Genomic DNA, 26,992 nt, shown 5'->3' with positions numbered 1-26,992 from the left:
TCATTTAAGGTTTCAACAACCGATCAGGAAACTGAGTAATTTTCTCAATCGTTAACTGTTGCATAATCTGATACAAATGCGTCTTGAACATATTGATGGTGTGATCGCCACCCTCATTGCCAAGCGAACCTACGCCATACATAAAAGGGCGGCCCATAAAATTAAATTCCGAACCTACGGCATGTGCCCTTGCTAAATCTACACCTGAACGAATACCTCCATCCATCATAATTTTAAGCTTCGATTTGTATGCCGGATTAGCGGCGAGTTTGATTAACGAATTAATCGAAGATTCGCCTGCATCAATTTGCCTGCCGCCATGGTTAGACACGATTACACCATCTACACCAATTTGAATCGCTGCCTGCATGTCTTCATCGGTAGCAATTCCTTTAAGTACCAAAGGGCCTTTCCAAATCTCGCGGATAGCCGAAACTTTTTCGATATCAACTTTTCCGGTAAAGGTCTTGTTCATGAATTGCCCCAATTGCGACATATCCATGCCTTTTTCCATATAAGGTTTTAATGTCGCGAAAGAAGGAATGCCATGTTGCAGCGTTTTTATTCCCCATAATGGGCGGGCAAAAGCTTGCAGAATATTATTTATAGACATTTTTGGTGGGATGGAAAGTCCGCTCTTAATTTCTTTGTATCGTAATCCAAAAGCCGGTACATCAACTAAAACGACCAGAACCGGGCACTCTACTGCCTTTAATCTTTTAAGAATATCATCTCTTAGGCTATTTTCTGTCGGATGATATAATTGGAACCAGGCTTTTCCATCCGATACTTCAGCAATACGTTCGATGCTGCTGGTAGAAACCGTACTCAGCGTGTATGGGATATCGGCTTTTGCTGCGGCCCTCGCTAATATTTCCGGTGCGTTTGGCCACATTAAACCTTGCAAACCAATCGGCGAAATTCCAAATGGCGCACTATAACGGCGACCGAAAAGTTCGACAGACATGTCAATATCTCCACCCACTTTTAGGTAGTTTGGCTTTAAATAAATGTCATCAAAATCGTTTTCGTTTCTAATGAGGTTGAGTCCTTCATTGCAACCCCCTTCAAGATAGTCGAAAGCAAACTTTGGAATTCTTGACTTCGCCTTAACTCTTAAATCGGCAATGGAGGGATATTGTGGATTATAAGGGAATGTGATCTTTTTACTCATATTAATTTGTTCATTATCTATTGTTTGGTTCGAGAGGCGAAAACTAATATTTTAAATTAAATTTTCCATCCTGCTCTATCGGCCTGGTTTAAATGATCAGAGTTTGTAAAAAGCACTTGCATTCTCTCCAAAAATAAGTTTTCTTTCGGCATCAGTAAATTGAACCGCATACTTACTTACCAGGTTAAACCAATCCTGGTATGGGCGACTGATGAGCATTACCGGCCAATCACTGCCATACATCACCCTCTGGCAGCCAAAATTTTCGAAAATCACATCGAAACAATTAAATATTTCGACTTCCTTCCAGTTTTTCCAATCCGCTTCTGCTAATAATCCAGAAATTTTACATGATACATTTGTGTTTTGCGCAAGCGTTTTGATATGACCAGACCATGTTTTGAGATCTTGAGATTTTACATCGGGTTTAGCACAATGATCTAAAACCAGCGGTTGATCTGGAAGTTGGTCAACAAGCTCCAAAATGCTTTCCAATTGGTTATGGTAACAAAGTAAATCATAGGTTAATGCAAATTCATTAAGCTGCTTTACGCCATTAACAAATTTCGGATCGACAATAAATTCGTGGCTTTCGGCCTGCAAAACATGCCTGAAACCCTTAATCTTTTTAAAATTTTTCCAGTGACTTAATCGATCTGGTAAATTTTTGTCTTTCAAATCAACCCATCCCACTATTCCTTTGATCATGTCATTTTGCTCCGCAAGTGTAAGCAAAAAATCATTTTCAGCTTCCGACTGGTTTGCCTGAACCGCAACACAACCAGAAATTTGAAGCTCATTGTAAGTGCGCATCAAATTTTTTGGAGAAAAGTCTTTGCGGATGGCATTCATTTCCTCTGAAATCCAACTGTCTCTAACCGGGTCGAAATTCCAGAAATGTACGTGAGAGTCAATCATAAAAATTGTTATAGTTTAAAAATCTGGTCCATCAATCTCCATTTTTCGCCGGGTAAAGCACCTGGCAAGGCTTGCTGATATTTCCACATCAACGCTTCCCATTCCTGCACTTTTGAATTCTTTAAATCGGCTGCTGTTTTCTTTTCAAAAGTAAACCTGTCGTTTACATCCATCACCATGAAAAGGCGGGTTCCGGAAAGGTAAATTTCCATGTTATCTATCCCAGAAGATTTAATGCTTTCTAAAATTTCAGGCCAAACCGATTGATGATACTGCTTGTAAGCAGCAATTAGTTCGTCATTATCAATCAAATCGAGCGTAAAGCAGTATCTTTTCATGTTAATTTCCGCTGTAAGCTTTAACAGTTTGTTTGCTGCTGCCTAAGCCATCAATACCCAATTCTACCACATCACCTGCTTTTAAATACCATGGTTCAGGTTTTTGGCCCAAACCAACACCTGCAGGTGTTCCGGTAGTAATCACGTCGCCAGGTAAAAGTGTCATAAACTGGCTAATGTATGAAATCATAAAAGGAACATTGAAAATCAGATTTGATGTGTTTCCATCTTGTAAGGTTTTACCATTTACGGTTAACCACAGGCGAAGATTGTGGACATCAGCAATTTCATCTTGCGTGGCAATAAATGGGCCGATAGGGGCGAATGTGTCGCAGCTTTTACCCTTAACCCATTGCCCGTTTCTTTCCAGTTGGAATTCGCGTTCGCTGTAATCATTATGCAAAACATAACCTGCAACATGATTTAAAACGTTTTCTTCTGAAACATAACTGGCTTTTTTGCCAATCACGATAGCCAGTTCCACTTCCCAGTCAGTTTTTTTGCTGTTTTTTGGAATCACTAAATCATCATTCGGACCAACGATTGCCGAGGTTGCCTTAAAAAACAAAATAGGTTCAGTTGGAATGGCTGCATTGGTTTCTGCAGCATGATCTTTATAGTTTAAGCCTACGCAAATAAGTTTTGATGGGCGAGCAAGGGCTGCTCCCAAACGTACATTTTGATCAACTTCTGGTAAATCAGCCGACTCAAGATCTTTCTTTAATTTCTCTAAACCGTCGCCACCAAAAAAGGCTTCGTTATAATCTTCTACCAATGATGAAGCATCGTAATATTTTTCATTGATAATCACACCCGGTTTCTCAAATCCTGGTTCGCCAAATCGTATTAATTTCATTTTAGGAAGTATTTATATTGTATCTAATTATTTAATGTGGTAAAGCCGCCATCAATAGGATAATCGCAGCCAGTTATAAAAGAAGCCTCATCACTACATAAATATAAGGCAAGGGCACCAACTTCCTCCGGCTTCGCCATCCTTCCAATCGGTTGAGTTTTCGAAAGTTTCTCAAACATTTCATCGATGTTATCCGGATAGTTCTTTTGTAGAAACCCATCAACAAAAGGGGTATGCACCCTGGCTGGAGAAATAGAGTTGCATCTGATATTTTCGCTGATATAATCTTTTGCAACGCTCATCGTCATCGCTTTAACTGCACCCTTTGCAGTGCTATAAACAAAACGATCGGGCAGGCCGATTAATGCAGCAATGGAAGCCATATTGATAATTACACCACCGCCAGCTGCCCGCAATTGTGGGATAGCCGCGTATAAACAATTATATACGCCTTTTACATTTACACGCATTACCCTGTCGAAATCCGATTCTTCAGTGGTATCGGCCTTACCAATATGGGCAATTCCAGCGTTGTTTACCAAAATGTTAATCGCTCCGATTTGATTAAAAATTTCTTTTACTGCCTGATGATCAGCGACATCGCAAGCATAACTAAAAGCCTTTCCGCCAGCCGCTTCAATTTCTGATAACGCTCCGGCAGCTTGTTCTACACCCAGCTCGATGATGTGCACTTCTGCACCTTGTTTTGCCAATATGGTCGCTATGGCTTTTCCAATTCCACTTCCACCACCTGTGACTACAGCTCGTTTATTTTGTAATGAAAACATATTTTTTTTTCAGATTAATAATTGATAATTTGGTTAAAATCCTGATCGAAATCGGAGTAAGAAGCAAATATATACAACGCTTCTCTTTGTTGTTGTTTTTATACTTACAAATAAAGCAGATATTCTTGATTAAAAATTTGATCTTCTTATCAAAATACTTGCTGATGTTGTCATATTGCCTTTAAAGTTATTAAAAGATGGTTTACCTTGCAGAAATATTACAAAATCTAAAGGCTATAATACTTATATTTGAATAATTTATTTATATTTAAATAAGCTTTTTAACCAAATGTTATTCCCTTAGCCTTGTTTTCAAGGTTTGTTATTAGAGCCAACCGAATGAGAAATTTTCTGATTTTTATTTTCCTTTTTATTTCCAGCAGTGCGATAGCGAATTCAGTAACGCCAGTAGCAAAATCAAAAACCATCTATTTATCCTCGCAAAGTGGTACACGTGAAAAGTTTGGCTTGAAACGCCTGACGGATGCGTTAGTTGCAAATGGTTATAACGTTAAGTTTAGTGTGATTGATTATCGCCAGAAGTTTGTAAAGGGTAAAAACTCTATTGTTATCGGCACTGCAGACGACAAAATTTTTAAACCGCAATTCCCGGTTTCAATTGTCAAAAAGGCTTTTACAGCTGGTAAAGAAGGTTTTTCTATCTCTTATGATCAGGATGGGACACTTTATATTATAGGTGCAGACCATTCAGGAACCCTTTATGGTTGTTTGGATTTGATCGATAAAATTGCTGAAAACAAAGTTCTCCCAGCAAAGCTTTCCTATACCGATCATCCGGAAATGGTGTTAAGGGGAACTTGCATTGGCCTCCAAAAGCCCGATTATCTCCCGGGTCATGATGTTTATGAATATCCTTATACGGAGGAGTCTTTTCCATGGTTATATGATAAAAAGCTATGGATAAAATATTTGGATATGATGGTTGAAAACCGTTATAATTCTCTTTATTTATGGAACGGGCATCCATTTTCGTCCCTGTTAAGGCTTAAAGAATATCCTTATGCGGTTGAAGTGGATGATGCGACTTTAAAAAAGAACGAAGAAATCTTCCGTTTTCTAACCAGTGAGGCTGATAAGCGTGGAATTTGGGTTATTCAGATGTTTTATAACATCATTATTCCGAAACCTTTTGCAGACAAGCATGGCTTGAAGACCCAAGACAGGAACCGCCCGATTATACCTTTGATTGCTGATTATACACAGAAATCTATTTCTGCTTTTGTAGCGAAATATCCAAATGTGGGTTTAATGGTGGCACTAGGCGAGGCTATGGAAGGTGTCGGCCAGGATGATATTGATTGGTTTACCAAAACGATTATACCTGGAGTGAAGGATGGTTTGAAGGCAGCCGGAATTAAAGAGGAGCCACCAATTGTTTTACGGGCGCATGATACCGATGCACCAGCTGTGATGAAAGCGGCTTTACCTTTCTATAAAAACTTATATACCGAAAATAAATTCAATGGCGAGGCTTTAACAACTTACGAACCTCGTGGTGCATGGGCAGAGCTCAATCGTAAATTGGCAGCCATAGGCACGGTGAACATTTCAAACGTTCACATCCTGGCAAATCTGGAACCTTTTAGATATGGATCTGCAGATTTTATTAAGAAATCGGTTATAGCGATGAATAAGATATACAACGCGAAAGGTTTGCATTTGTATCCTCAGCACAGCTATTGGGATTGGCCTTATGCCGCCGATGATGTGAAAGGAAGGATTTTAGAGGTAGATCGCGACTGGATTTGGTACAAGGAATGGGCAAGATATGCCTGGAAATCAGAACGTGATCGCCCACAGGAAATTAATTATTGGGGCAAGCAGCTTGCTGATAAATATGGCTCGAGCTTGGCGGATGGAAAATCAATTTTGAATGCCTATGAAGAGTCTGGAGAGATATCGCCAAAATTATTGCGTCGGTACGGCATTACCGATGGCAACCGCCAAACCTTAACTTTAGGTATGCTGATGACGCAGTTAATTAACCCTTTCCGTTACGGTTTATTTACATTAATGTACGAATCGGAAGCGCCGGAAGGCGAGATGATTATTGAGTACGCCGAAAAGGAATGGAAAAAACAAGGTCACATTGGCGAAACGCCTGTTCAGGTTGCTAAAGAAGTGGTGGAACATGGTAAAAAGGCATTGGCATCTATCGAAAAGGTAAAAGCAACCAAAGATGTTGAAGAATTTAATCGCCTAAAAAACGACATGTATTGCTATGATGAAATGGCTAATTTCTATGCAGAAAAGGTAAAATCAGCACTATGGATTTTGAGGTATAAATATTCTAACAACGTTGCCGATTTAGAGCAGGCATTGCCTTTTCTCCAAAAAAGTGTGGATCATTATGCTAAACTGGTTAAGCTTACTGAAAGCAGTTATTTATATGCCAATAGCATGCAAACCAAGCAAAGAAAAATTCCGATGCGAGGAGTTGATAAAACTTTTATCCATTGGAAAGAAATGTTGCCTGTTTTTACAAAAGAATTAAACCATTTTAAGAAAAGCATCGATTCTTTAAAATCATTAAGCGGAGCAGCTGTTGCTAAAGTTATGCCTTACAAAGCTGCTGAAGTAAATGTGCTTAACGAATCTGCAAACTACATCATCAACAAAAATGTGGAGGTATTTACAGATACCACCGTTCAAATTAAAGAAGTTGCCGAACAATTAATCGGTTTGAAAGGAATAAAAATTTCAAAGGAAAAGCAGGTTAAAACGGGTACCGAAATCAGATTTTCGACCAAAGCGCCTGTGAAGTTGTTGGTGGGATTTTTCAATCAGAAAAATCCGAAATACCTGGCGCCACCGCAGTTGGAAACCGATGCAAGTGCAAACAACTATGGCCAGTCGGAAATTAAAATTTCGAATGCTTTGGTGCTAAACGGCTTTCCACCGGCAAACGTACATGCTTATTCATTCCCGGCAGGAACGCATACGTTAAATCTGGGTAAAGGCGAATGTTTAATATTAGGTTTTATTGATGATAAACAAGAACTGCGTATCTTCAATGCAGGCTTAGATGGTAGAGGAAAAGATATAGACTGGTTATTTGAATAATGAGAAATACACGAAATTTTATAGCGACCATTTCCTTATCGGTGATGGCGTTTGCAGGCTTTGCACAGCAAAAATCTATTTTAGGCACTGAGAAATTAAATAAATATGTATCGTATTTTAATTCAATTGATGACGAAGCAGTAAAAAATTATATTCCAAATGCGGATGCTTTTAAATGGCTGGCAGATCAGGCGCCTTTATTCGAATGCCCTGATTCTGTTCTGGAACAAAATTATTATTACCGTTGGTGGACCTTTAGAAAGCATTTGGTTAAGACACCGGAAGGATTCATTTTTACCGAATTTATTGAACCTGTAAAACATGCTGGAAAATATAATTCCATCAGCTGTGCTTTAGGGCATCATATTTATGAAGGCCGTTGGTTAAAAGACAATAGCTATTTAAAAGATTATATCAAATTTTGGCTTTATAAGGCCGATGCTGGTCAAACAAAGCAACGTTTTCACCAATTTAGCAGTTGGGTTGATGATGCCGTTTATCAGAACTATCTGGTAAAACCTGATCAGGGTTTTTTAAAAGAAATTCTTCCGGCACTTGATGAAGATTATGCCAAATGGGAAACTCAGCGACAACTTAAAAATGGCTTGTTCTGGCAACATGATGTGAAAGATGGAATGGAAGAGTCAGTGAGTGGATCAAGGAAGGATCAAAATCAACGCCCTACCATTAACAGTTACATGTATGGAAATGCTGTGGCTTTAGCTAAGATTGCTGAAATGTTTAGCGATCAGGCTTTGGTTTCAAAATATCAATCAAAGGCTAAAGCGATTAAAAATTTAGTGCAGGATAGTTTGTGGAATTCATCTGAATCATTTTTTGAAACCAGGAAAGCAAAAGGTGGTTCGTCTGATGTACGCGAAGCCATTGGTTTTACACCCTGGGACTTCAACCTGCCTGATGATAAGGCAGAATACGCAAAGGCATGGAATCAATTACTGGATACCGCTGGGTTTAAAGCGCCATGGGGATTAACCACTGCCGAGCGTCGGGAGCCAACTTTTAGAACCCGTGGTACGGGTCATAGCTGCGAATGGGATGGTGCACTTTGGCCTTTTGCAAGCTCGCAAACCTTAAAAGGGCTTTCGAATTTGCTTACCAATTACAAAAATCACGGTAAAATGAATGCACAGGTCTTTTATCAGGAATTGCATCAATACGCGGCTTCTCATGTGAAAAACGGTAAACGGTATATTGGCGAATATCAGGATGAAAAAACGGGAGAATGGCTAAAAGGCGATAATCCTAGAAGTAGTTTTTATAATCACTCCACTTTTAACGATTTAATCATTAACGATCTGATTGGAGTAAAACCTCGCCAGGATAACATGTTAGAAATCTATCCATTAATTCCGAAAAATAAATGGGATTGGTTTGCTTTGGATAATCTAACTTACCATAATAAAATAGTGACTTTAATCTGGGATAAAACCGGGAAAAAGTACAATAAAGGAAAAGGTTTTGCGGTGTATGTTGATGGAAAAGAAATTTATAGATCTAAAACATTGAAGCCTGTAAAAGTTGAGATGAACTAAAGAGAGCTGAAGCCAGTATGTGGGTTGGCAGTTCCTCCTTTTCGCGACGGCAGAAATTTGAAAGCAGCATGTTATGCTTTAGGCTTAGTTAATTGTAAATGATCACATCATAAATTAAAAATATAAATAGTAATAAACAAAATGAAACACATCCTAAAGTCGCTAATCTTTTTACTATTAACAGGTTTTTATTTATCCGTTAACGCACAATCGTTTTATAATGTTACCAAATATGGTGCGAAAAACGACAGTAGTAAATTGGCTACTGCTGCCATCAAAAAGGCAATTGATGCGGCATCAAAAGCAGGTGGTGGAACGGTTTATTTCCCAGCAGGAAAATACTTAACTGGTGCAATACATTTAAAAAGTAATATCACCATTTTTATAGATGCTGGTGCTGAATTGCACTTCAGCGATAACTTTGATGATTATCTGCCAATGGTGGAAAGTAGATATGAAGGTGTAGACGTTAAAAGTTTCTCGCCATTATTTTATGCTTACAAAGCGGAGAATATCTCCATCATAGGGCGTGGACTAATTGACGGCCATGGCAAGAAGTGGTGGGATTTTGTGGAAGGTTATAAAGAGGGGCAAGCTCGATCTAAATGGCAATATGAATTCGATAAATTAAACAAAGACATTTTGTTGCCAGACGATCCGAAGCAAATGAAACGAGGTTTTCTTCGTCCGCCGTTTATTCAAACCATGTTTTGTAAAAACGTATTGATTGAGGGCATTACCATACGGAATTCGCCATTCTGGACGGTTAACCCTGAGTTTTGCGAAAATGTAAAGATCCATGCGGTAACAATCAATAATCCGCACTCCCCAAATACGGATGGAATTAACCCGGAATCTTGCAAAAATGTTCACATTTCAGATTGCCATATTAGCGTTGGCGATGACTGTATCACGATTAAATCGGGTAAGGATAAACCTGGAAGAAGAATGGCAATTCCAGCCGAAAACTATGTAATTACCAATTGTACGATGTTATCCGGTCATGGCGGTGTGGTGATTGGCAGCGAAATGTCTGGCGATGTGCGGAAAATTACCATATCTAATTGCGTTTTTGATGGAACGGATAGAGGAATCAGAATTAAAACTGCAAGAGGAAGGGGTGGTGTAGTGGAAGAAATTCGGGTGAGCAACATCATCATGAAAGATATTAAGCAGCAAGCTATTGTTTTAGATATGCAGTATGCTAAAACGAATGTAGAACCGGTGTCTGATCGAACCCCAAAATTCAGAAATATCCACTTCAGTAATATCACAGGCCAGGTAAACCAGGCAGCTTACCTCAATGGTTTAGAAGAAATGCCGATTGAAAATATCACGTTTAACGATATTAATATGGATGCAAAAACTGGTTTTGATATCAGTTTTTCAAATAAAATTGAATTTCATAATGTACAGGTGAACACAGAAATGGGTGCTTCTTTAAAGGCATCAAGAGTAAATAATCTGGTAATTAATAATCTTAAAACCTATACTCCGCATAACGATGCAGCAGTGGTAGACTTAAAAAATGTAAGTAATTTATTTCTTTACAACTCTTTTCCAGTGGTAGGAACAGGCACTTATTTAAGGTTAAGCGGTGCCGGAACGAAAAATATCTCTTTAGGAAATAACAATTTTAGAAACGCCAGGGTAGGTGTAAGAAAAGAAAAAGACGCCTTCGAAGCGATAGACTATGTTTCTGGTGATAAAGGACAATAGAACCTGATGAAAGTTAAATCGATTATTTTAATAGCTACGCTCTTATGTACCATCAAGGTTTCTGTTGCACAACAAGCCAAGCAGGAACTCTGGTACAAACAACCTGCAGAGAAATGGACCGATGCCTTACCAATTGGAAATGGCAGAATTGGAGCAATGATTTATGGAGGTGTAACTTACGATCATATTCAGTTTAACGAAGAAACTTTATGGACCGGAAAGCCTCGCGACTACAATCGGAAGGGCGCCTATAAATATCTTCAGGAGATTAGAAAACTACTTTTCGAGGGGAAGCAAAAAGAGGCTGAAGCACTTGCTCAGAAAGAATTTATGGGCCTGCAAAGCGAAGCAGGTGATCGTAAAGCATGGGTAGCGGAAATGAAAGAAGGTAAGGGAATGACCGGAAACCCTGCTTCAGCGAATTATGACGACAAACTCTGGAAAACGATTGCGGTACCCGCTTACGAAGGTTGGGAAACTGTGGGTTTAGCTAATGTGGATGGTTCAGTGTGGTTTAGGACAACCTTTGATGTAGCACAAAGCTGGGCGGGTAAAGATTTGGTGCTCGATCTTAACAAAATTTTTGATCAGGACGTTACTTACGTAAACGGCCAATTGGTTGGCAATACCGATGGCCCCGATGCCAGAAGATATACTGTACCTGCAAAACTGATTAAACCTGGTAAGAACGTAATTGCGATCCAGGTGCTTAACTACTATGATCGTGGTGGGATAGGTGGATATAAGGATACGAGTAAAAAGATTGGTGTTTATCCCGTAGGTGCAACAATTGAACAGGGCGTTTCGTTAGTGAAAACCTGGAAATATAAAATTCAGGATCAAAATCCTCCAGCCGTTCCACAGTATCAGGCCAGTTATCAGCCTTTTGGCGATTTGAATTTACAGTTTGCTCAGCAAGGTTCAATTAGCAAGTACAAGCGTTCCCTTGATTTAGCCACTGCAACCGTTCGCACTGCTTATCAGGCAAATGGAGTTAATTTTATTAGGGAGTATTTCGCAAGTCAGCCTAACCGGGCGATCGTGATAAATCTTACTGCCGACCGTAAAAAATCAATTAGTTTCACTGCTGCTTTTTCTAGTTTACATCAAAAGTCTGGGGTAAAAGTATTGCCGAATAACACACTTTCACTTACCGTAAATGTGAAAGATGGCGTATTGAGGGGTGAAAGCAGGTTGAATATTCAGGTTAAAAATGGATCGATAAAAACAATCGGTAAAAAAATTGAGGTAATCAATGCTGATGAAGCCACATTATACTTAACAGCGGGAACTAATTTTATAGATGCTCAAAACGTTTCTGGCGATCCAGCCAAGGCAAATATCCAAGCGCTAACTTTGTTGAAAGGTAAGTCGTACGAAGAAGTGAAGAAAAATCATGTTCAGGAATACCAGAGTTACTATAATAAATTCAAAGTTAATTTTGGTACCTCAGAAAATGAGATACTGCCGACTGATGAACGTTTAGTAAAATTTGCAACGTCTAATGATCCTGCTTTCTCTGCACTTTACATGCAATATGGTCGGTATTTGTTGATTTCTAGTTCACGACCAGGTACACAACCTGCAAATCTTCAAGGGATTTGGAATGATTTACTTACGCCACCATGGGGGAGTAAATACACCACAAACATTAACATGGAGATGAATTACTGGCCAACGGAAATTCTAAATCTTTCGCCATTAAATGAGCCTTTGGTTAAGAAGATTGAAGGTTTGGCAAAAGCGGGCGCAGAAACCGCTCGTGAGTATTATGATGCACCGGGCTGGGTTTTGCACCACAATACTGATATTTGGAATGCTACGGCACCTATCAATGCCTCCAATCATGGAATTTGGGTAAGCGGTGCCGCCTGGTTAAGTCAGCATTTGTGGGAACATTATGCGTTTAGCCAGGATAAAAAATTCTTAAGTGAAGAAGCTTATCCCTTGATGAAAGGAGCGGCGTTGTTTTTTGATACTTTCTTGGTTAAAGACCCGAAAACAGGTTGGTTAATCAGTTCGCCTTCCAACTCGCCAGAAAACGGCGGCTTAGTGGCCGGACCAACGATGGATCATCAAATCATCCGTACCTTATTTAAAAATTGCATTGCTGCTGCCGATATTTTAGGTGTTGATCCTGATTTGAGAAATTCATTGGCAGCAAAGCTGAAGTTAATTGCACCTAATCAAATCGGAAAATACGGGCAGTTGCAAGAATGGTTAGAGGATAAAGACGACACCACAAATAAACATCGTCACGTTTCCCATTTATGGGGTGTATTTCCTGGAAATGACATCACCTGGACTCAGGATGAAAAGATGATGAATGCCGCAAAACAATCTCTGCTTTATCGCGGCGATGAGGCCACAGGCTGGAGCTTAGCATGGAAAATTAACTTTTGGGCGAGATTTAAAGATGGCGACCATGCCATGGAACTGGTAAAAATGCTGCTGAAACCAGCGAAAAGTGGAGCCGGATCTTATGTAAACTTATTTGATGCTCACCCACCATTCCAGATCGATGGAAATTTTGGTGGTGCAGCCGGCATCGCAGAAATGATTGTACAAAGCCACCAGGGCTTTATCGATATTTTACCCGCCTTACCAACAGAAATCCCTCAGGGAGATGTTAGTGGTTTGCGAGCCAGAGGTGGTTTCGAGCTAGATATTAAGTGGAAGGATGGACAACTGGAAGCACTCGAGGTGAATTCTAACGCTGGCGGAACATGTTTAATTCGCTATAAAAATCAAACCATTAGTATTTCGACCCAGCCAGGTGGAGTTTATAAGTTAAGTGGGGATTTAAAAACGCTTTAAATCTTATGTAAATCGTCATTGCGAGGCACGAAGCAATCTTAAAGCAATTGCAAAATTAAATTAATGAATAAGATTGCTTCGTGCCTCGGGATAACGCATAATGTTATTGTATGAAAAATTTAAAAGTATCATTTCTTGCCATTTTCCTTTGTTTAGCATCCGGTGCTTTCTCGCAAAACAACCGAAAAGACATTCTACTTAATGCCAACTGGGTAAGCATTGCTGATGAGAAAAACATCAATGCCTACAATGGGTTTGAAAATACCACCTATAAAACCAATAACTGGAAAACCGTAAACGTTCCCCACAACTGGGACCAATACGAAGGATATCAAAGAAAACTTCATGGCAATAAACATGGTTACGCCTGGTATAGAAAAACCTTCAAAAGCAACGAACTTAAAACCGGCAAAAGGTTTTTCTTATACTTTGAAGGTGTTGGCTCTTACGCCACCATTTGGCTAAATGGAAACAAAGTTGGTTATCATGTAGGTGGAAGAACTACGTTTACTTTAGATGTGACCGATGTTATCAAATTAAATAATCAGGAAAACTTATTGGCTGTTAGGGCGGATCACCCTGCAAACATCCAGGATTTACCCTGGGTAGATGGCGGTTGCTCTACCGAAAGGGGTTTTTCCGAAGGTTCGCAACCTATGGGTATTTTCAGACCTGTACATCTCATCGTAACCAATGAGTTGCGAATTGAGCCTTTTGGTGTTCACATCTGGAATAATGATCGGATTTCTGAAAAATCTGCTCTGCTAAATTTTGCTACAACTGTCAAAAATTACGGTTCAAAACCTAAATCAGTAACGATATACAACCAGTTGTTAGATGCTGAAGGCACTATTGAAAAAGCACTGCCTAAAAAAATAGTTATCCCTGCAGGCAAAGAGGTTGTAATAAATCAAAAAACGGATGAGATTATTAATCCCAAATTATGGTCGCTCGAGAACCCATATTTATACACCTTAAAAACTTCCATTACCGAAAATGGTAAGGTAATAGATGAAATCAAAACGCCTTATGGAATCAGATGGATCAGCTGGCCAATTGGTGAACAAGCAAATCAAAAAGTATTTTTTTTAAATGGAAAGCCAGTTTTTATTAATGGAATTGCAGAATATGAGCACTTAATTGGCAACAGTCATGCTTTTAGCAATGAGCAGATTCGTTCGCGGGTAATGCAAATTAAATCTGCGGGTTTCAACGCATTCCGGGATGCGCATCAACCGCATAATTTACTTTATCAAACCTATTGGGATGAGCTGGGTATTTTAAGCTGGACCCAAATGGCTGCTCATATCTGGTATGATACGCCAGAGTTTCGAAAAAACTTTAAATTATTACTGGTCGACTGGGTTAAGGAGCGAAGAAACAGTCCTTCGGTTGTATTGTGGGGCTTAGAAAATGAGAGTACTTTACCCGAAGATTTTGCAAGGGAATGCACCGAACTGATCAGAAAATTAGATCCAACGGCATCATCGCAAAGAAAAGTAACCACTTGCAATGGGGGCAAAGGGACCGATTGGGATGTGCCGCAAAATTGGACAGGAACTTACGGTGGCAATCCTGCAACTTACGGAGAAGATTTAAAAAGACAGGTTTTGGTTGGCGAATATGGTGCATGGAGAACGATAGATCTTCATGAGGTTGATGCAAACGGGAAAGGTTTTACTGAAAACAAAATGACCGATTTAATGGAAACGAAAGTTCGTTTGGCAGAAACGGTAAAAGATCAAACTGCGGGTCATTTCTTCTGGTTATACAGTTCACATGATAATCCGGGTCGGGTACAGGGGGGAGAAGGCTTGCGAGATTTAGATCGCATTGGTCCGGTAAATTATAAAGGAATGTTTACCCCATGGGAAGAGCCGACTGACGTTTTTTACATGTTCAGAGCCAATTATGCGCCAAAAGCTACCGAACCCATGGTTTATATTGTTTCTCATACCTGGCCAAATCGCTGGTCGAAACCAGGGATAAAAGACAGCATTGTGGTTTATTCCAACTGCAATGAGGTAGAGCTTTTTAACGATATCAATGGAGCATCATTAGGCAAGCAAAAACGTGGCGCTATCGGAACACATTTCCAATGGAATAAGCCAAATATTAAATATAATGTGCTTTACGCAGTGGGATATGTTGATGGAAAGGCTGTCGCCAAAGATCAAATGGTGTTAAATAGCCTTCCGAAATCTCCAAACTTTGATCGCTTGGTAATTAATACCGATGTTTTAAAACCTCAAGATAAGTACAACTATTTATATCGGTTAAATTGTGGTGGACCATCTTATCAAGATCATTTTGGAAACCAATGGTTGGCAGATCAACAGTTAGTTTCCAATACTAAAAATTACGGTTCAACCTCCTGGACTTCCGGTTTTCCTGGAGTACCTTCATTTTTTGCTAGTCAGCGAAGAACCTTTTCGCCAATCGCGGGCAGTTCAGATTGGAAGCTCTTCCAATCCTTCCGTTATGGTAGAGATCAGCTGAAGTTTAGCTTTCCTGTTCCAAAAGATGGCGAATATTTAGTGGAGCTATATTTTATTGAACCTTGGCTGGGAATCGGCGGTGGCATGAATGCTGAAAAAATGCGGTTGTTTGATGTAGCAATTAACGACAAAACTGTGCTAAAAGATGTTGATATCTGGAAAGAAGCAGGTTCTAATACTGTTTTAAAGAAAACCGTAAAGGTTTTCAGCAAAGCTGGACAGTTGACGATATCCTTTCCGCAGATCAAAGTTGGGCAGGCGCTTATTTCAGCCATTGCCATTGCCAGCTTAGATAAAATTCAAATTACTGAAAATCAGTCTAATTCGATTGTGAACATTCAGCCTGGCAAAAATTACAAATTAGAGAGTTGGATGGATATTGGCGATAAACAATTTATAGATTCGTCTGTGCAATTTACTTCCTTGCCACCAAATCTATATGGCGCAGAGTGGATTCAAACCAGTAAAGTCAACAAAGATTTTGTTTTTAAGATAAATGCAGTAGCTGATGTTTTCGTGGCTTTAAATGAAAGCGATGAAAAGCCAGCCGACTATGAGGATACTAAAACGCAGATTACGAATAGCGATGGAGAAAAGTTTATGGTCTTCCGTAAAAGGTTTTCAGCAAACGACCAAGTTTCAGTGAGTGGCAAAATGAGGACGATAGCCATTGTTCCACCAAGTGAACTTGAGCCAGCTTACGATTTAAAAACGGTGACTAGCTACAAAGCAATTGATGCAAAACTAGCAGGTCAGAGCATCGTTAAGCAAAATTTAATGGATAAGCAACGCGTTATTTTTAAAGAAAGTAGCGGTGGAATTTTAGAATGGTCGATAGGCGTTGGAGTGGCCGATACTTATTCTTTAACCATCAAATACCATAATCCATTTTCAAAAATTTTAAAAGCTAAAATCGAATTTCTTTCTGCGGATGGCACGTTAATGAAAACAGAACAGGCCGAATTTGCCCCAACAAAATCAGGTAAATGGAATTATCTAAATACCAATACAGGCAGCATGATCAATGCAGGAAGTTATAAAGTTCGTTTAATTGCAATAGATGCGAAAGAGTTGGCGATTGATGCTTTGGATGTACAATAGGGTAGCATCAGTTGCGAGTTACCGGTTATTAGTTACCTGTTTGGGCTTTTGTTTAGTTACGGGTTGAAGGTTGTAGGTAATATCCTTGAGAAATTAGTTGCTTCAGTTATAATTATTATTTAACAGCTCTTTTTTTAAGGATTTTTTTATTTTTCGGCTTGCAGACCTGTAACTGATAACTCGCAACCCGTAACACTATTCTTAAAGATAAGATGGTACAAGATGTAGCCAAAATCTTATATGAATGCTGATGTTTAGAAATGCATATTTGTTTTAACCAAATTAATAAACGAGCCAATAAGTAATGAAAGGTCTTCCTATTTTCGATCTTGCGATAATCTTCATATACCTTGTTGGGATGATATTAGTTGGGGTTTATTTTTCACGAAAAAATAAAAATTCCGAACAATTTACAAAAGCTTCGGGCCTTATTCCCGGATGGGCAATAGGTTTATCAATTTATGCTACGTTTTTAAGCAGCAATACATTTTTGGGTGTTCCAGGGAAAGCCTTTGGAAGCAACTGGAATGCATTTGTTTTTAGTATTTCTATGCCGCTTGCCGCTTGGGTAGCCTCAAAATATTTTGTTCCTTTTTACCGCAATACAGGAGAAATCTCTGCCTATACACATTTAGAAAAACGTTTTGGCGCTTGGGCAAGGGTTTACGCAGTGCTTTGTTTTTTACTTACGCAACTCGCCAGAATGGGGTCCATATTCTTCGGAATTGCGTTAAGTTTACAGGCGCTAACCGGTTATTCCATGCAAATGATCATGATTGTGATGGGCATCTGCATTATTTTTTATACCGTGTTAGGTGGAATTGAAGCAGTAATCTGGACAGAAGTGGTGCAGGCTGTAGTGAAAACATTCGGCGCTCTACTTATTCTGTACCTCATTATTACCAATATGCCTGGCGGCGTTTCTAAAATCGTAGAAATTGGTAAATCTGCAGATAAATTTAGTCTGGGAAGTTTTAAAATGGATTTTGTCGGCTCTTCGTTTTGGGTGGTGTTGCTGTATGGATTCTTTATCAACCTGAACAATTTCGGGATGGATCAGAATTATATTCAACGTTATCATACCGCATCATCAAGTAAAGCTGCATCTAAATCAATATGGCTTTGTGTATGGTTATATATTCCAGCATCGCTATTGTTTTTTATTATAGGATCTTGCTTGTTTGCCTACTATGAAGTTAATCCCAACTTGGTGCAATCCATCAAACATCAGGTAGCACTTGAAAGATTGCCCGTTGGTACAAGTGCCTCAGAGGTTTTGAAACTTCAAAATGCATTGCTTCCATCAGATTATGGCGATAAGATTATGCCGCATTTCATGGTCACCAAAATTCCGGTGGGGTTGGTTGGATTAATCGTTTCAGCAATTTTATCGGCGGCAATGAGTACCATCAGTTCCGGTATGAATGCATCTGCAACGGTTTTCTCTGAAGATATTTACAAGCGTTACATCAAACCCGACGTAACGGAAAAACAGAACCTGTCGCTGCTACACATTGCAACGATTGGTTTTGGCTTATTGGGGATGATTGCCGGAATTGCAATGATTGGCGTTAAAAGCATTTTAGATGTTTGGTGGGAACTTTCAGGGATATTTGCTGCTGGTATGCTGGGTTTATTTCTACTTGGAATTATTAGTAAACAAACAAAAAACCACGAAGCGATAATCGCAACCATCATCGGAATTGTAGTTATTATCTGGATGACATTTTCCACCCTATTGCCACCGGAATATGAAAATTTCAGGAACCCCTTGCATAAAAACATGATTATCGTAATCGGCACGCTGACCATATTTTTAGTTGGAATTTTCGTTACCAAAATCAAGAAGAAAAAACTAGAAACTGCAAATTAACATCACTGGATTTGCACAAATTATCATATTAAATCCTACATCAATATTAAATGGAAAATGCACAAAAAGGGTTCATCCCGGTAATGCTCACACCTTTTTTAAGCAACGGCGAGATAGATTATCCTGCCCTCACGCAATTAACCGAAATCTATTTGCAAGCGGGTTCTTCTGGTTTATTTGCCAATTGCCTTTCGAGCGAAATGTTTGAATTAACTGATAAGGAACGTATCCAAGCCATTAAACATGTAATAAAAGTAGCAGACGGTTCGGTGCCAGTGGTGGCAACAGGAACTTTTGGTGGTGCAATTGCCAAACAAGCAGATTTTGTTAAAGAAGTGAGTGATTTAGGCGTTGAAGCTGTAATTGCCATCACAGGTCTGTTGGCAGACGAGCGGGAGAGCGACGCTGTTTTTAATGATCGGGTTTATGACTTGCTGAATCAAACTGGCAAAATTCCCATGGGCTTTTATGAATGTCCTGTGCCTTACAAAAGAGTTTTGAAACCTGAACAGTTGGCAGATTTTGTATCGACAGGGAGAGTAATCTATCACAAAGATACCTGTCTGGATTTAACACAGATTAAAGAAAAACTTCGGTTAACAGAAGGAAATGCTTTTGGTTTATACGATGCATATATTGTTCATGCGGTAGAATCTTTAAAGGCGGGGTCGTCTGGTTTATCCTGCATTCAGGGCAATTATTTTCCAGAGTTAATCGTATGGCTTTGCGACCACTATAATGACGAAAGTCTGGTTCAAGAAGTAAATGCTGTTCAACAATTTTTAATCGATAATATGGATGTAATGCACAATGTTTATCCAATAGTTTCGAAATATTTTCTTCAAAAACGAGGGTTAAATATTTCAACATTTACGAGGAGAAATGTAGGGTCATTTACACCGACCATAGTTAAGGAGGTAGAGAAATTATATGACGATTACACTGCTTTAAGAACGGATTTAAATATTCAGGTATTTATTTAGTTTGGCCGCAGATTCGAAAATGATAATTGTTAGTATTAATCTCTGCACTTTAGTATTCAAAATTCAACAATTTTTTGTGATTACGTATCAGGTGAATTGAAAAATCATTATTAATTATTCTTAATCAATCTGCGAATCTGCAGCCCAGAAATTATGATGCTAATTCAAGTACTTTCGTTTATAGTCCAGCGGCGTCATCCCGGTAACTTTCTTAAAGTGCCGGTAAAAGTTCGAAACGTTGTTGAAACCGCAATCAAAACAGATCATTTCGGTAGGGAGCTTGTTTTCTATTAGAAACCTGCAGGCGTGGCTTACCCTAATCTCAATCAGGAAATCATAGAAAGTCTTTTTGGTCATCAACTTAAAATAACGGCAAAACGAGGTTACGCTCAAATTGCTCAAATTAGCTACTTCTTCAAGTGTAATGTCCTTTTTATAGTTGCTTAAAGTATAATTGCAAATTTTATTGATACGCAAAGTCTCCGATTCGTTCGATTGATAGAAAGTATTTTTGCTCGTCACGATGGTCGAATACTCGTCAGTTTCGGCCAATGTTTTCAGTATTGATAACAGAATAATGATGCGGTCTAAATTTGTCGCATCAATAGCAGAACGCATTAGCTTAACCAACTTTTCTTTTGCCGTTCCATTAATAACCATTCCACTTTTCGCTTTTTCAAATAGTTTTGGCAATAAATAGGCTTCGGGTAAATTGAGCATATATTTTCCCAGGCAATCGGGCAAAAAATGGATCACCATTGCTTCGGTGTTAAGCTCCCGGTTATTTTGAAAGTACTCATCCTTACAGCGCCAGGTGTGAGGTAAATTTTCGCCTAGCAGAATCATTTCATCAGGCTCAAAATTACTGATGTTATCTCCAATAAACCGAACACCTTCTCCTTTGATTACATAATGCAATTCCAGTTCTGGATGATAGTGCCAAATATTTCCAAAATCAGGTTTAATATCATGACGGATACTAAATGAACTTTGAAGCGTAACGGGAACTTTATGAAAGTGAGGTTTCATATTTATTGAACTAATATTTGGTTAAGATTAAATATCATTATTATTTAATCGTGCTGCTAATTGACTTAAAGTTAGTAAGTTTTATGGTAACATCCTATATTAAATTGATAAAAACTATTATTAAATAACGTTTTCTATTGTTGAGTTTTGTATATAGCCCAATAAGGTTTAACCAAAATATAAGCTGACAAATTATTTTTATATAAATTTTTTGTTCATTAATAAATTATGAGAGAAGGTTATCAAGGAGAAATTCTGCTTGTTTCTAGCGGAGATTTACGACTTTCAGCAAATCAAAATTGCTGGCCGGCGCAAGTTGCAATGGAGAAAGATTTAACTGCTGCCATTGAAAAACTAGGTGGGAAAGTTAAAAGAGCTCATCAATATAATTCAGAGAAAAAACATGGTTTTATCGACTCGCAAAGAATGGGTATGGATATTTTTAGAAATATTGATCCAAATCAACCTTTAATAGTTGCTGAAAGTGTTTGGCAATATTCTCATCACGTTCTTGCAGGTTTAATCACGCATAAAGGTCCGATATTAACGGTAGCCAACTGGAGTGGGCAATGGCCTGGTTTAGTAGGAATGCTCAATTTAAATGGGTGCTTAACCAAAGCGGGCGTTTCTTATAGCACTTTGTGGAGCGAAAATTTCACCGATGAATTCTTGATCGATGGCTTACAAGAATGGATTTCAACTGGTAAAATCACTTACAATCAAAGTCATGTTAAAAGCTTAGCGCTAAACAAAATACCGGCAGAAGACGAAAAAGTAGGAAGAGCATTTGCCCGTTCGTTAAAAGAACGCAAGGTTATAATGGGTGTTTTCGATGAAGGGTGCATGGGAATGTACAACGCCATCATCCCTGATGAGCTGCTCCATAAAACCGGTTTCTTTAAGGAAAGATTGAGTCAATCGGCACTTTACGCATCGATGTTAGAGGTTACCGAGAATGAGGCTGAAGAGGTTCTTCAATGGTTGCTTAAAAAAGGAATGACATTTAATTGGGGAACAGATGAAGTGACCCAACTTACCCGCAAACAAACACTAGAGCAGTGCAAAATGTATATTGCAGCCTTGCGCATTGCCGATGATTTTAGTTGTGATACCATTGGAATCCAATACCAACAGGGTTTAAAAGATTTAACGGTTGCCAGCGATTTGGTTGAGGGATTACTCAATAACCAAGATCGTCCTCCGGTTTATTCAAAGTCAGGGAAAGAACTTTATCCTCAAAAAGCATTACCACATTTTAACGAAGTTGATGAATGTGCTGGTTTAGATGCTTTGGTAACTTATCAGCTTTGGAACGAGTTAGGGATGTCTGGAGAAACCACTTTACACGATATCCGTTGGGGAGAATATTACAAAGGTGGCGAGGTTGATGGTTTTGTCTGGTTATTTTTAATTTCGGGTGCTGCTCCACCGGCACATTTTATTGATGGTTACGCTGGTGCCAGTAGTGATCGGCAACCGGCAATGTATTTTCGCCTGGGCGGTGGCTCTTTAAAAGGCGTGAGTAAACCGGGCTTTATCGTTTGGAGTAGGGTATATGTGAAGGATAACGAATTACATTGCGATTTAGGAGTGGGAGAAGTGGTCGCCCTGCCGAAAGAGGAAACTGAAAGAAGGTGGAATGGAACCACACCAGAGTGGCCAATTATGCATGCCATATTAAAAGGTGTAAGTCGCGATCAGTTAATGGCCAGGCATCAGGCCAACCACATTCAGGTGGTTTACACAAATTATGAAGCCAATGCGCATGAAGCTTGTAGAATAAAAGCTGCAGCTTTGGACGAATTGGGTTTAAAAGTGCACTTTTGTGGTGATGTCAACTTATCAAAAAACAGAATTTAATTTAAATATACTCAAACATGAAATTATCAATATTAGCTTTGCTGTTAACGTTTTCTACTGTAGCAACAACTTTTGCTCAAAAAATGACTCCTGAAGAAAAAGCGAAGTACGTTAAATCAATTACCGAACGTGCTGATAAGATTGTGGCAAACCTGGGAATTGCAGATGCGAAAAAAGCGGAAAAGGTTAGAAACATTATCAGAGATCAATACAGCAACCTAAATGATATTTATGCTGTTAGAGATTTAAAAGCAAAGGAAATTAAAAGCAAACTGGAAGGCAACAAGGTAGAAAGAGATTCTGCTTTGGTTAAGCAAAATAGAGGGGTGATGGAATCCTTAGCCAAACTTCATAATAAATATATCAGCAAGCTTTCTGCTCATTTAAGCCAGGATCAAATTGATTTGGTGAAAAACGGAATGACTTACAACGTTTTGCCAATTACTTATAAAGCTTACCAGGAAGAAATTTTAACGCTTACTGAAGAACAGAAGAAACAAATTTTGGTTTGGCTCACTGAAGCCCGTGAATATGCAATGGATGCAGAATCATCAGATAAGAAACATGCCTGGTTTGGTAAATATAAAGGAAGAATTAATAATTACCTTTCTGCTGCCGGCTACGATTTGAAAAAGGAGGGCATTGAGTGGGAGAAAAGACGAAAAGCAAAGGCGCAAGGGAATTAGTTTTTCTGCTGCTTAATTAACGTAATTAAGCAGCCAAAATTTTTTAACATTTTTTATTTAAGAATATTTCATTTATATATGAATTTTATTTCTATATTGTAACCTAATTAAAAATTGTAATAACGGTAACTATTGCTTGTTCTATTTATTGATAATATAATACAATAACAAGCTTTAAATTTTATCAAGACTTTGTAATTAAGCTTTCTTTAATAGTTTGATTATACTTTCTAACCAAAACAAACATTAACAGAATCAAAGGGATATGAGCCATCTTAGTTAAAATTCGATCAGCATACTTAGAAAAAAAGCTGCAACCGAATTTATTGTTTAACTAACAATAACCAACGGAAGATCAAAATAGTATCAAGTCACTCATCTCTCAATTAGTAAACAAACATTAATTCAGCTGTAAAGTCAAAATAAAATTTGATTCACAATAACATATTTAACAAAATAAATTTGATACAAGCCGGCTTGTTCAACCCTCAATTGAATGTAATTAGTATTAAAAACTAACCAAATAATAAATATGAACTTAAAATTTTTACGCAAATTATCTTGGGTATTAGCACTCATGACAATTATCAGTACTTCGTTGTTTGCACAGCAGCGACAAATTACTGGTAAGGTTGTTGATAAAAAGGACGGCCAACCGCTTCCTGGAGTGACTGTAGGAATACGGGGTAAAACCAACAATGTAAGCACCAACGATAAAGGGGATTTTGCATTAATTGCAGATCCTGCTACTGATGCATTGGTGTTTTCGTATATCGGCTATGTAAGGCAAGTAGTGCCATTAGCCGGCAAAACAAACCTCACCATTAGCTTCGTTGAAGATGCTCAAAGTTTGGATAACGATGCGGTTGTAGTAGTTGGTTATGGTACAAAAAAACGTAGTGAAGTACTTGGTTCGGTAGCAACTATCACCGGTGCCGAAATTCAAGATGTTCCTGCACCAAATTTAGCTGGCGCATTAAGGAATAGAATTGCGGGTGTTGGTGTAGGACAGGTATCAGGTAGGCCTGGCGCTCCAATCACATTAAATATTAGGAACTCGACTGTATCGGACCAAGCACGATTAAACGGCGCAACCGACGAACCCCTTTATGTAGTTGATGGGATAACCGTAACGAGAGATGCATTCGATAATATTGACGCATCAATGGTGGAAAATTTAACCTTCTTAAAAGATGCCTCTGCTTCTATTTACGGAGCAGCGGGTGCAAAAGGTGTGGTTTTAGTTACTACTAAAAGAGGTAAAATTGGTAAGCCAAGTTTAACCTACAATGGTTACTTGGGTATATCAGATGCAGCGCAGGTACCAGAAATGTTGTCTGCCTATGATCACGCAGTGCTATTGAACGATACATACCGTTATCAGAATGGACCAGCATCAGGACTTTCGAATTTCTTCTTACCAGCAGATTTAGACTATATCAAAACACTAAATTACAAAAGCTGGTATGATGAAGTTTGGCAGGCATCAACCATGCAAAGACATAATGTAGGCATCTCTGGCGGTAGTGATAAGATTACTTTTTTTGCTGGTGGTAATTATCAAAGTGAGAATGCTAATTACGCAGGTATGAAGTTTGATAAATATGGTTTTAGAAGTGGTGTAGTAGCTAACATAGCCAATGGCTTGAAAGCAGATATTAATTTTAATGTTGACTATAATACGAGAGAACAACATCATAATGCTACAGATAGTGATGCCGGATTTTTCGAAAGAATTGTGAGTATTCCAAAATGGGTACCTATCAGTATTAACGGCACTTATGTTGATTTTAATGCTAATAATAGCAGGATAAATCCAGGAGCCGTGGTGGAATCGGGATATTACAATAATAGTAGCACAAAAAACTACCGCATAAATGCTGCAGTTACCTACGAACCAACTTTTTTAAAAGGTTTTTCAGCTAAGTTGCAGATTTCACAGTCAAGTGGTTCTTCAAAAGGCACACAGTATATCCCACCCTACAGACAGGGTAATTTTGTTAGAACAGGTAACAATGGTCAATTATTTACCGATCAGTTGGTTAATACTTCACCCACTTCAGGTTATATAGAACCTACTACTGCAATAGGATCAACCATTACACCTGCTGTAGGAGAAAATAGTAGTTATCAAGGTTTCTTTACTTTACAATATAATAAAACTATCGCTAAGCATTCAGTTAACCTTTTGGTTGGTGGTGAGCAAAGTGAAGGTACTACACAACAATCTACAGTTCGTTACAGTAATCAATTAATTCCCAATATCGATCAGTATTGGGCATATGATGCTACGACACTGACGCAGGTAAGTTTGGCTAGAACAGCAGTATCAAAACGCTCGTTCTTTGGTCGTTTCAATTACGATTTCGATAAAAAATATCTTTTGGAAGTAATCACTCGTTTAGACGCATCCTCTAACTTTGCTACTGGAAATCGTTGGGGTGTTTCACCAAACGCAGGTTTAGGCTGGGTAGTAAGCCAGGAGAATTTCTTTAAAGATGCCGAATATCTAAAGTTTATTAATTTTCTTAAATTAAAAGTAAATGTCGGCATTACAGGTGATGATAGAGTAGGTGTACGTTTATGGCAAGATAGATTTTTGATTGATGTAACGAACGGTTATTTATATGGAAATGCGAATCAAAATAGTTTAAACAGATCACGTTTAGCTAACCCAGACATTACCTGGGAGAAAAAAAGAACCATCAACATTGGTTTGGAAACTTCGATGTTTGATAATAAACTCGACTTTAGCGTAGAGGTTTTCCAAAACCGCAATTACGATGCATTTGATTTAGGAGGAAATAATCTTTTTCCGCTTTACTTCGGTACAGCTGCACCAGTTGTCAATTATAGAGAAACTTACAACTGGGGATCAGAATTTAGCATTGGTTACAAAGCCAAACTAGCTACCGATTGGAATTTAAGTGCAAGCATGAACTTTGGTTGGGGTAACTCAGTGGTTAATAGAACACTTTATGCTCCAGGTCAGTTAATTAATAATGTAGCACCAGATTGGCAAACACAATTCGGTACCGATCCTCGTGTATATTCATCTAGTAATATCGGTTTAAGATCGTTAGGTATGTTTAGAACTCAAGGCGAAGTGGATGCTTGGATGGCTAAGTATCCTAATTACAGAGTATATGATGTGATCCCTCAAGCAGGATGGTTGTATTTTGAAGATACTAATGGGGATGGTGTAATTTCGGATAGTGATATGGTACCGTTGTATAAAAATACTAATTCTTTCTTCGGAACTGGTTTGTCACTCAATCTAACTTATAAAAACTTTTCTCTAAATACCAATATTAATGCACGTTTTGGAGGCAAAGTATTTTACGATAGCAGGGCTAGGATTGCACCATCAGCTGCTAGAAATGTGTTGACTATATGGCAAGATCGCTGGACACCTGAAAATCCAATGGAAGGTAAATTCCCTCGTTTTGATGATCCTGCATTAACCAGGAATTCTGATTTTTGGGCAGTTGATGGTACGATGATCCGTATCAATACTATGACTTTGAGCTATAAAGCGCCTACTGCTTTTGCGAATAAATTGGGTATTGGTGGTGCTCGCCTGCTATTAACCGGAAACAATTTGTGGACAATTATCAATCCACTACCATATAAGGATCCGTACACTTCAAGTGCTTACGATTATCCAATGTTGAGAACAATATCTTTGGGATTAACTGTTAACTTATAATCTTTT

At 38.6% G+C, this 26,992-nt stretch carries 16 protein-coding genes; 10 read left to right on the top strand and 6 right to left on the bottom strand.

Annotated features, from left to right (window positions below; all coding sequences use genetic code 11):
* Positions 1–4: 4 nt before the first annotated feature.
* The 5 genes from ACZZZC_RS14280 to ACZZZC_RS14260 form a co-directional block, all read right to left on the bottom strand.
* Positions 5–1,174 (bottom strand): alpha-hydroxy acid oxidase, encoded by a 1,170-nt coding sequence (locus ACZZZC_RS14280; RefSeq protein WP_463487457.1) that lies wholly within the window; start codon positions 1,172–1,174, stop codon positions 5–7.
* Positions 1,175–1,270: 96 nt separating this feature from the next.
* Positions 1,271–2,092 (bottom strand): amidohydrolase family protein, encoded by an 822-nt coding sequence (locus tag ACZZZC_RS14275; protein WP_463487456.1) that lies wholly within the window; start codon positions 2,090–2,092, stop codon positions 1,271–1,273.
* An 8-nt stretch (positions 2,093–2,100) separates the two neighbouring features.
* The gene (locus ACZZZC_RS14270) at positions 2,101–2,430 is read right to left on the bottom strand and encodes an L-rhamnose mutarotase (RefSeq protein ID WP_463487455.1); all 330 of its coding nucleotides are present in this window, start codon (positions 2,428–2,430) and stop codon (positions 2,101–2,103) included.
* A 1-nt stretch (position 2,431) separates the two neighbouring features.
* A complete protein-coding gene (locus tag ACZZZC_RS14265) occupies positions 2,432–3,286 on the bottom strand; it encodes a fumarylacetoacetate hydrolase family protein (RefSeq protein WP_463487454.1) in 855 nt (284 codons plus the stop codon).
* A gap of 23 nt (positions 3,287–3,309) precedes the next feature.
* Positions 3,310–4,074 (bottom strand): SDR family NAD(P)-dependent oxidoreductase, encoded by a 765-nt coding sequence (locus tag ACZZZC_RS14260; protein WP_463487453.1) that lies wholly within the window; start codon positions 4,072–4,074, stop codon positions 3,310–3,312.
* Positions 4,075–4,413: 339 nt separating this feature from the next.
* Between ACZZZC_RS14260 and ACZZZC_RS14255 the strand changes: the two genes are divergently transcribed.
* The 7 genes from ACZZZC_RS14255 to ACZZZC_RS14225 all read left to right on the top strand — a co-directional run bounded on the left by ACZZZC_RS14255 (position 4,414) and on the right by ACZZZC_RS14225 (position 19,702).
* Positions 4,414–7,158, top strand: coding sequence for an alpha-d-galacturonidase (locus tag ACZZZC_RS14255; RefSeq protein WP_463487452.1), 2,745 nt, complete (start codon positions 4,414–4,416; stop codon positions 7,156–7,158).
* Entirely contained in the window at positions 7,158–8,711 is a 1,554-nt protein-coding gene (locus ACZZZC_RS14250) for an MGH1-like glycoside hydrolase domain-containing protein (protein WP_463487451.1), read from the top strand. Before ACZZZC_RS14255 ends, ACZZZC_RS14250 begins: the two co-directional genes overlap by 1 nt.
* A 141-nt stretch (positions 8,712–8,852) precedes the next feature.
* Complete coding sequence (locus tag ACZZZC_RS14245) at positions 8,853–10,430, top strand: glycoside hydrolase family 28 protein (protein ID WP_463482651.1); 1,578 nt, start codon at positions 8,853–8,855, stop codon at positions 10,428–10,430.
* A gap of 6 nt (positions 10,431–10,436) precedes the next feature.
* Positions 10,437–13,247: a glycoside hydrolase family 95 protein gene (locus tag ACZZZC_RS14240; protein ID WP_463482650.1), complete on the top strand. Its 2,811-nt coding sequence runs from the start codon at positions 10,437–10,439 to the stop codon at positions 13,245–13,247.
* A 110-nt stretch (positions 13,248–13,357) separates the two neighbouring features.
* Positions 13,358–16,846 carry a malectin domain-containing carbohydrate-binding protein gene (locus ACZZZC_RS14235; protein WP_463482649.1) on the top strand — a complete coding sequence of 1,163 codons (3,489 nt, stop codon included), beginning with the start codon at positions 13,358–13,360 and terminating at the stop codon, positions 16,844–16,846.
* A 358-nt stretch (positions 16,847–17,204) separates the two neighbouring features.
* Positions 17,205–18,719 carry a sodium:solute symporter family protein gene (locus ACZZZC_RS14230; RefSeq protein WP_463482648.1) on the top strand — a complete coding sequence of 505 codons (1,515 nt, stop codon included), beginning with the start codon at positions 17,205–17,207 and terminating at the stop codon, positions 18,717–18,719.
* 50 nt (positions 18,720–18,769) lie between these two features.
* Positions 18,770–19,702 (top strand): dihydrodipicolinate synthase family protein, encoded by a 933-nt coding sequence (locus ACZZZC_RS14225; protein WP_463482647.1) that lies wholly within the window; start codon positions 18,770–18,772, stop codon positions 19,700–19,702.
* Positions 19,703–19,861: 159 nt separating this feature from the next.
* On the opposite strand, the gene ACZZZC_RS14220 is transcribed toward ACZZZC_RS14225, so the two are convergent.
* Positions 19,862–20,731 (bottom strand): AraC family transcriptional regulator, encoded by an 870-nt coding sequence (locus ACZZZC_RS14220; RefSeq protein WP_463482646.1) that lies wholly within the window; start codon positions 20,729–20,731, stop codon positions 19,862–19,864.
* 228 nt (positions 20,732–20,959) lie between these two features.
* Here ACZZZC_RS14220 and ACZZZC_RS14215 point away from each other — a divergent pair, with 228 nt between their 5' ends.
* The 3 genes from ACZZZC_RS14215 to ACZZZC_RS14205 all read left to right on the top strand — a co-directional run bounded on the left by ACZZZC_RS14215 (position 20,960) and on the right by ACZZZC_RS14205 (position 26,986).
* On the top strand, positions 20,960–22,591 hold the full coding sequence (locus ACZZZC_RS14215; RefSeq protein ID WP_463482645.1) for a fucose isomerase: 1,632 nt from the start codon (positions 20,960–20,962) through the stop codon (positions 22,589–22,591).
* Positions 22,592–22,608: 17 nt separating this feature from the next.
* Positions 22,609–23,277, top strand: a complete 669-nt coding sequence (locus ACZZZC_RS14210) for a DUF3826 domain-containing protein (RefSeq protein ID WP_463482644.1) — start codon at positions 22,609–22,611, stop codon at positions 23,275–23,277.
* 532 nt (positions 23,278–23,809) lie between these two features.
* A complete protein-coding gene (locus ACZZZC_RS14205; RefSeq protein WP_463482643.1) occupies positions 23,810–26,986 on the top strand; it encodes a SusC/RagA family TonB-linked outer membrane protein in 3,177 nt (1,058 codons plus the stop codon).
* Positions 26,987–26,992 lie beyond the last annotated feature (6 nt).

The organism is Pedobacter sp. AC212, from assembly GCF_979258625.1.
This window is presented reverse-complemented; position numbering and strand designations above follow the sequence as displayed.

What these genes read in the sequence shown, in the direction of transcription:
- ACZZZC_RS14275 (WP_463487456.1), bottom strand. Translation starts at nt 2,092, where the DNA reads ATGATTGACTCTCACGTACATTTCTGGAATTTCGACCCGGTTAGAGAC.
- ACZZZC_RS14210 (WP_463482644.1), top strand. Translation starts at nt 22,609, where the DNA reads ATGAAATTATCAATATTAGCTTTGCTGTTAACGTTTTCTACTGTAGCA.
- ACZZZC_RS14220 (WP_463482646.1), bottom strand. Translation starts at nt 20,731, where the DNA reads ATGAAACCTCACTTTCATAAAGTTCCCGTTACGCTTCAAAGTTCATTT.
- ACZZZC_RS14205 (WP_463482643.1), top strand. Translation starts at nt 23,810, where the DNA reads ATGAACTTAAAATTTTTACGCAAATTATCTTGGGTATTAGCACTCATG.
- ACZZZC_RS14225 (WP_463482647.1), top strand. Translation starts at nt 18,770, where the DNA reads ATGGAAAATGCACAAAAAGGGTTCATCCCGGTAATGCTCACACCTTTT.
- ACZZZC_RS14255 (WP_463487452.1), top strand. Translation starts at nt 4,414, where the DNA reads ATGAGAAATTTTCTGATTTTTATTTTCCTTTTTATTTCCAGCAGTGCG.
- ACZZZC_RS14240 (WP_463482650.1), top strand. Translation starts at nt 10,437, where the DNA reads ATGAAAGTTAAATCGATTATTTTAATAGCTACGCTCTTATGTACCATC.
- ACZZZC_RS14265 (WP_463487454.1), bottom strand. Translation starts at nt 3,286, where the DNA reads ATGAAATTAATACGATTTGGCGAACCAGGATTTGAGAAACCGGGTGTG.
- ACZZZC_RS14230 (WP_463482648.1), top strand. Translation starts at nt 17,205, where the DNA reads ATGATATTAGTTGGGGTTTATTTTTCACGAAAAAATAAAAATTCCGAA.
- ACZZZC_RS14260 (WP_463487453.1), bottom strand. Translation starts at nt 4,074, where the DNA reads ATGTTTTCATTACAAAATAAACGAGCTGTAGTCACAGGTGGTGGAAGT.
- ACZZZC_RS14250 (WP_463487451.1), top strand. Translation starts at nt 7,158, where the DNA reads ATGAGAAATACACGAAATTTTATAGCGACCATTTCCTTATCGGTGATG.
- ACZZZC_RS14270 (WP_463487455.1), bottom strand. Translation starts at nt 2,430, where the DNA reads ATGAAAAGATACTGCTTTACGCTCGATTTGATTGATAATGACGAACTA.
- ACZZZC_RS14280 (WP_463487457.1), bottom strand. Translation starts at nt 1,174, where the DNA reads ATGAGTAAAAAGATCACATTCCCTTATAATCCACAATATCCCTCCATT.
- ACZZZC_RS14215 (WP_463482645.1), top strand. Translation starts at nt 20,960, where the DNA reads ATGAGAGAAGGTTATCAAGGAGAAATTCTGCTTGTTTCTAGCGGAGAT.
- ACZZZC_RS14235 (WP_463482649.1), top strand. Translation starts at nt 13,358, where the DNA reads ATGAAAAATTTAAAAGTATCATTTCTTGCCATTTTCCTTTGTTTAGCA.
- ACZZZC_RS14245 (WP_463482651.1), top strand. Translation starts at nt 8,853, where the DNA reads ATGAAACACATCCTAAAGTCGCTAATCTTTTTACTATTAACAGGTTTT.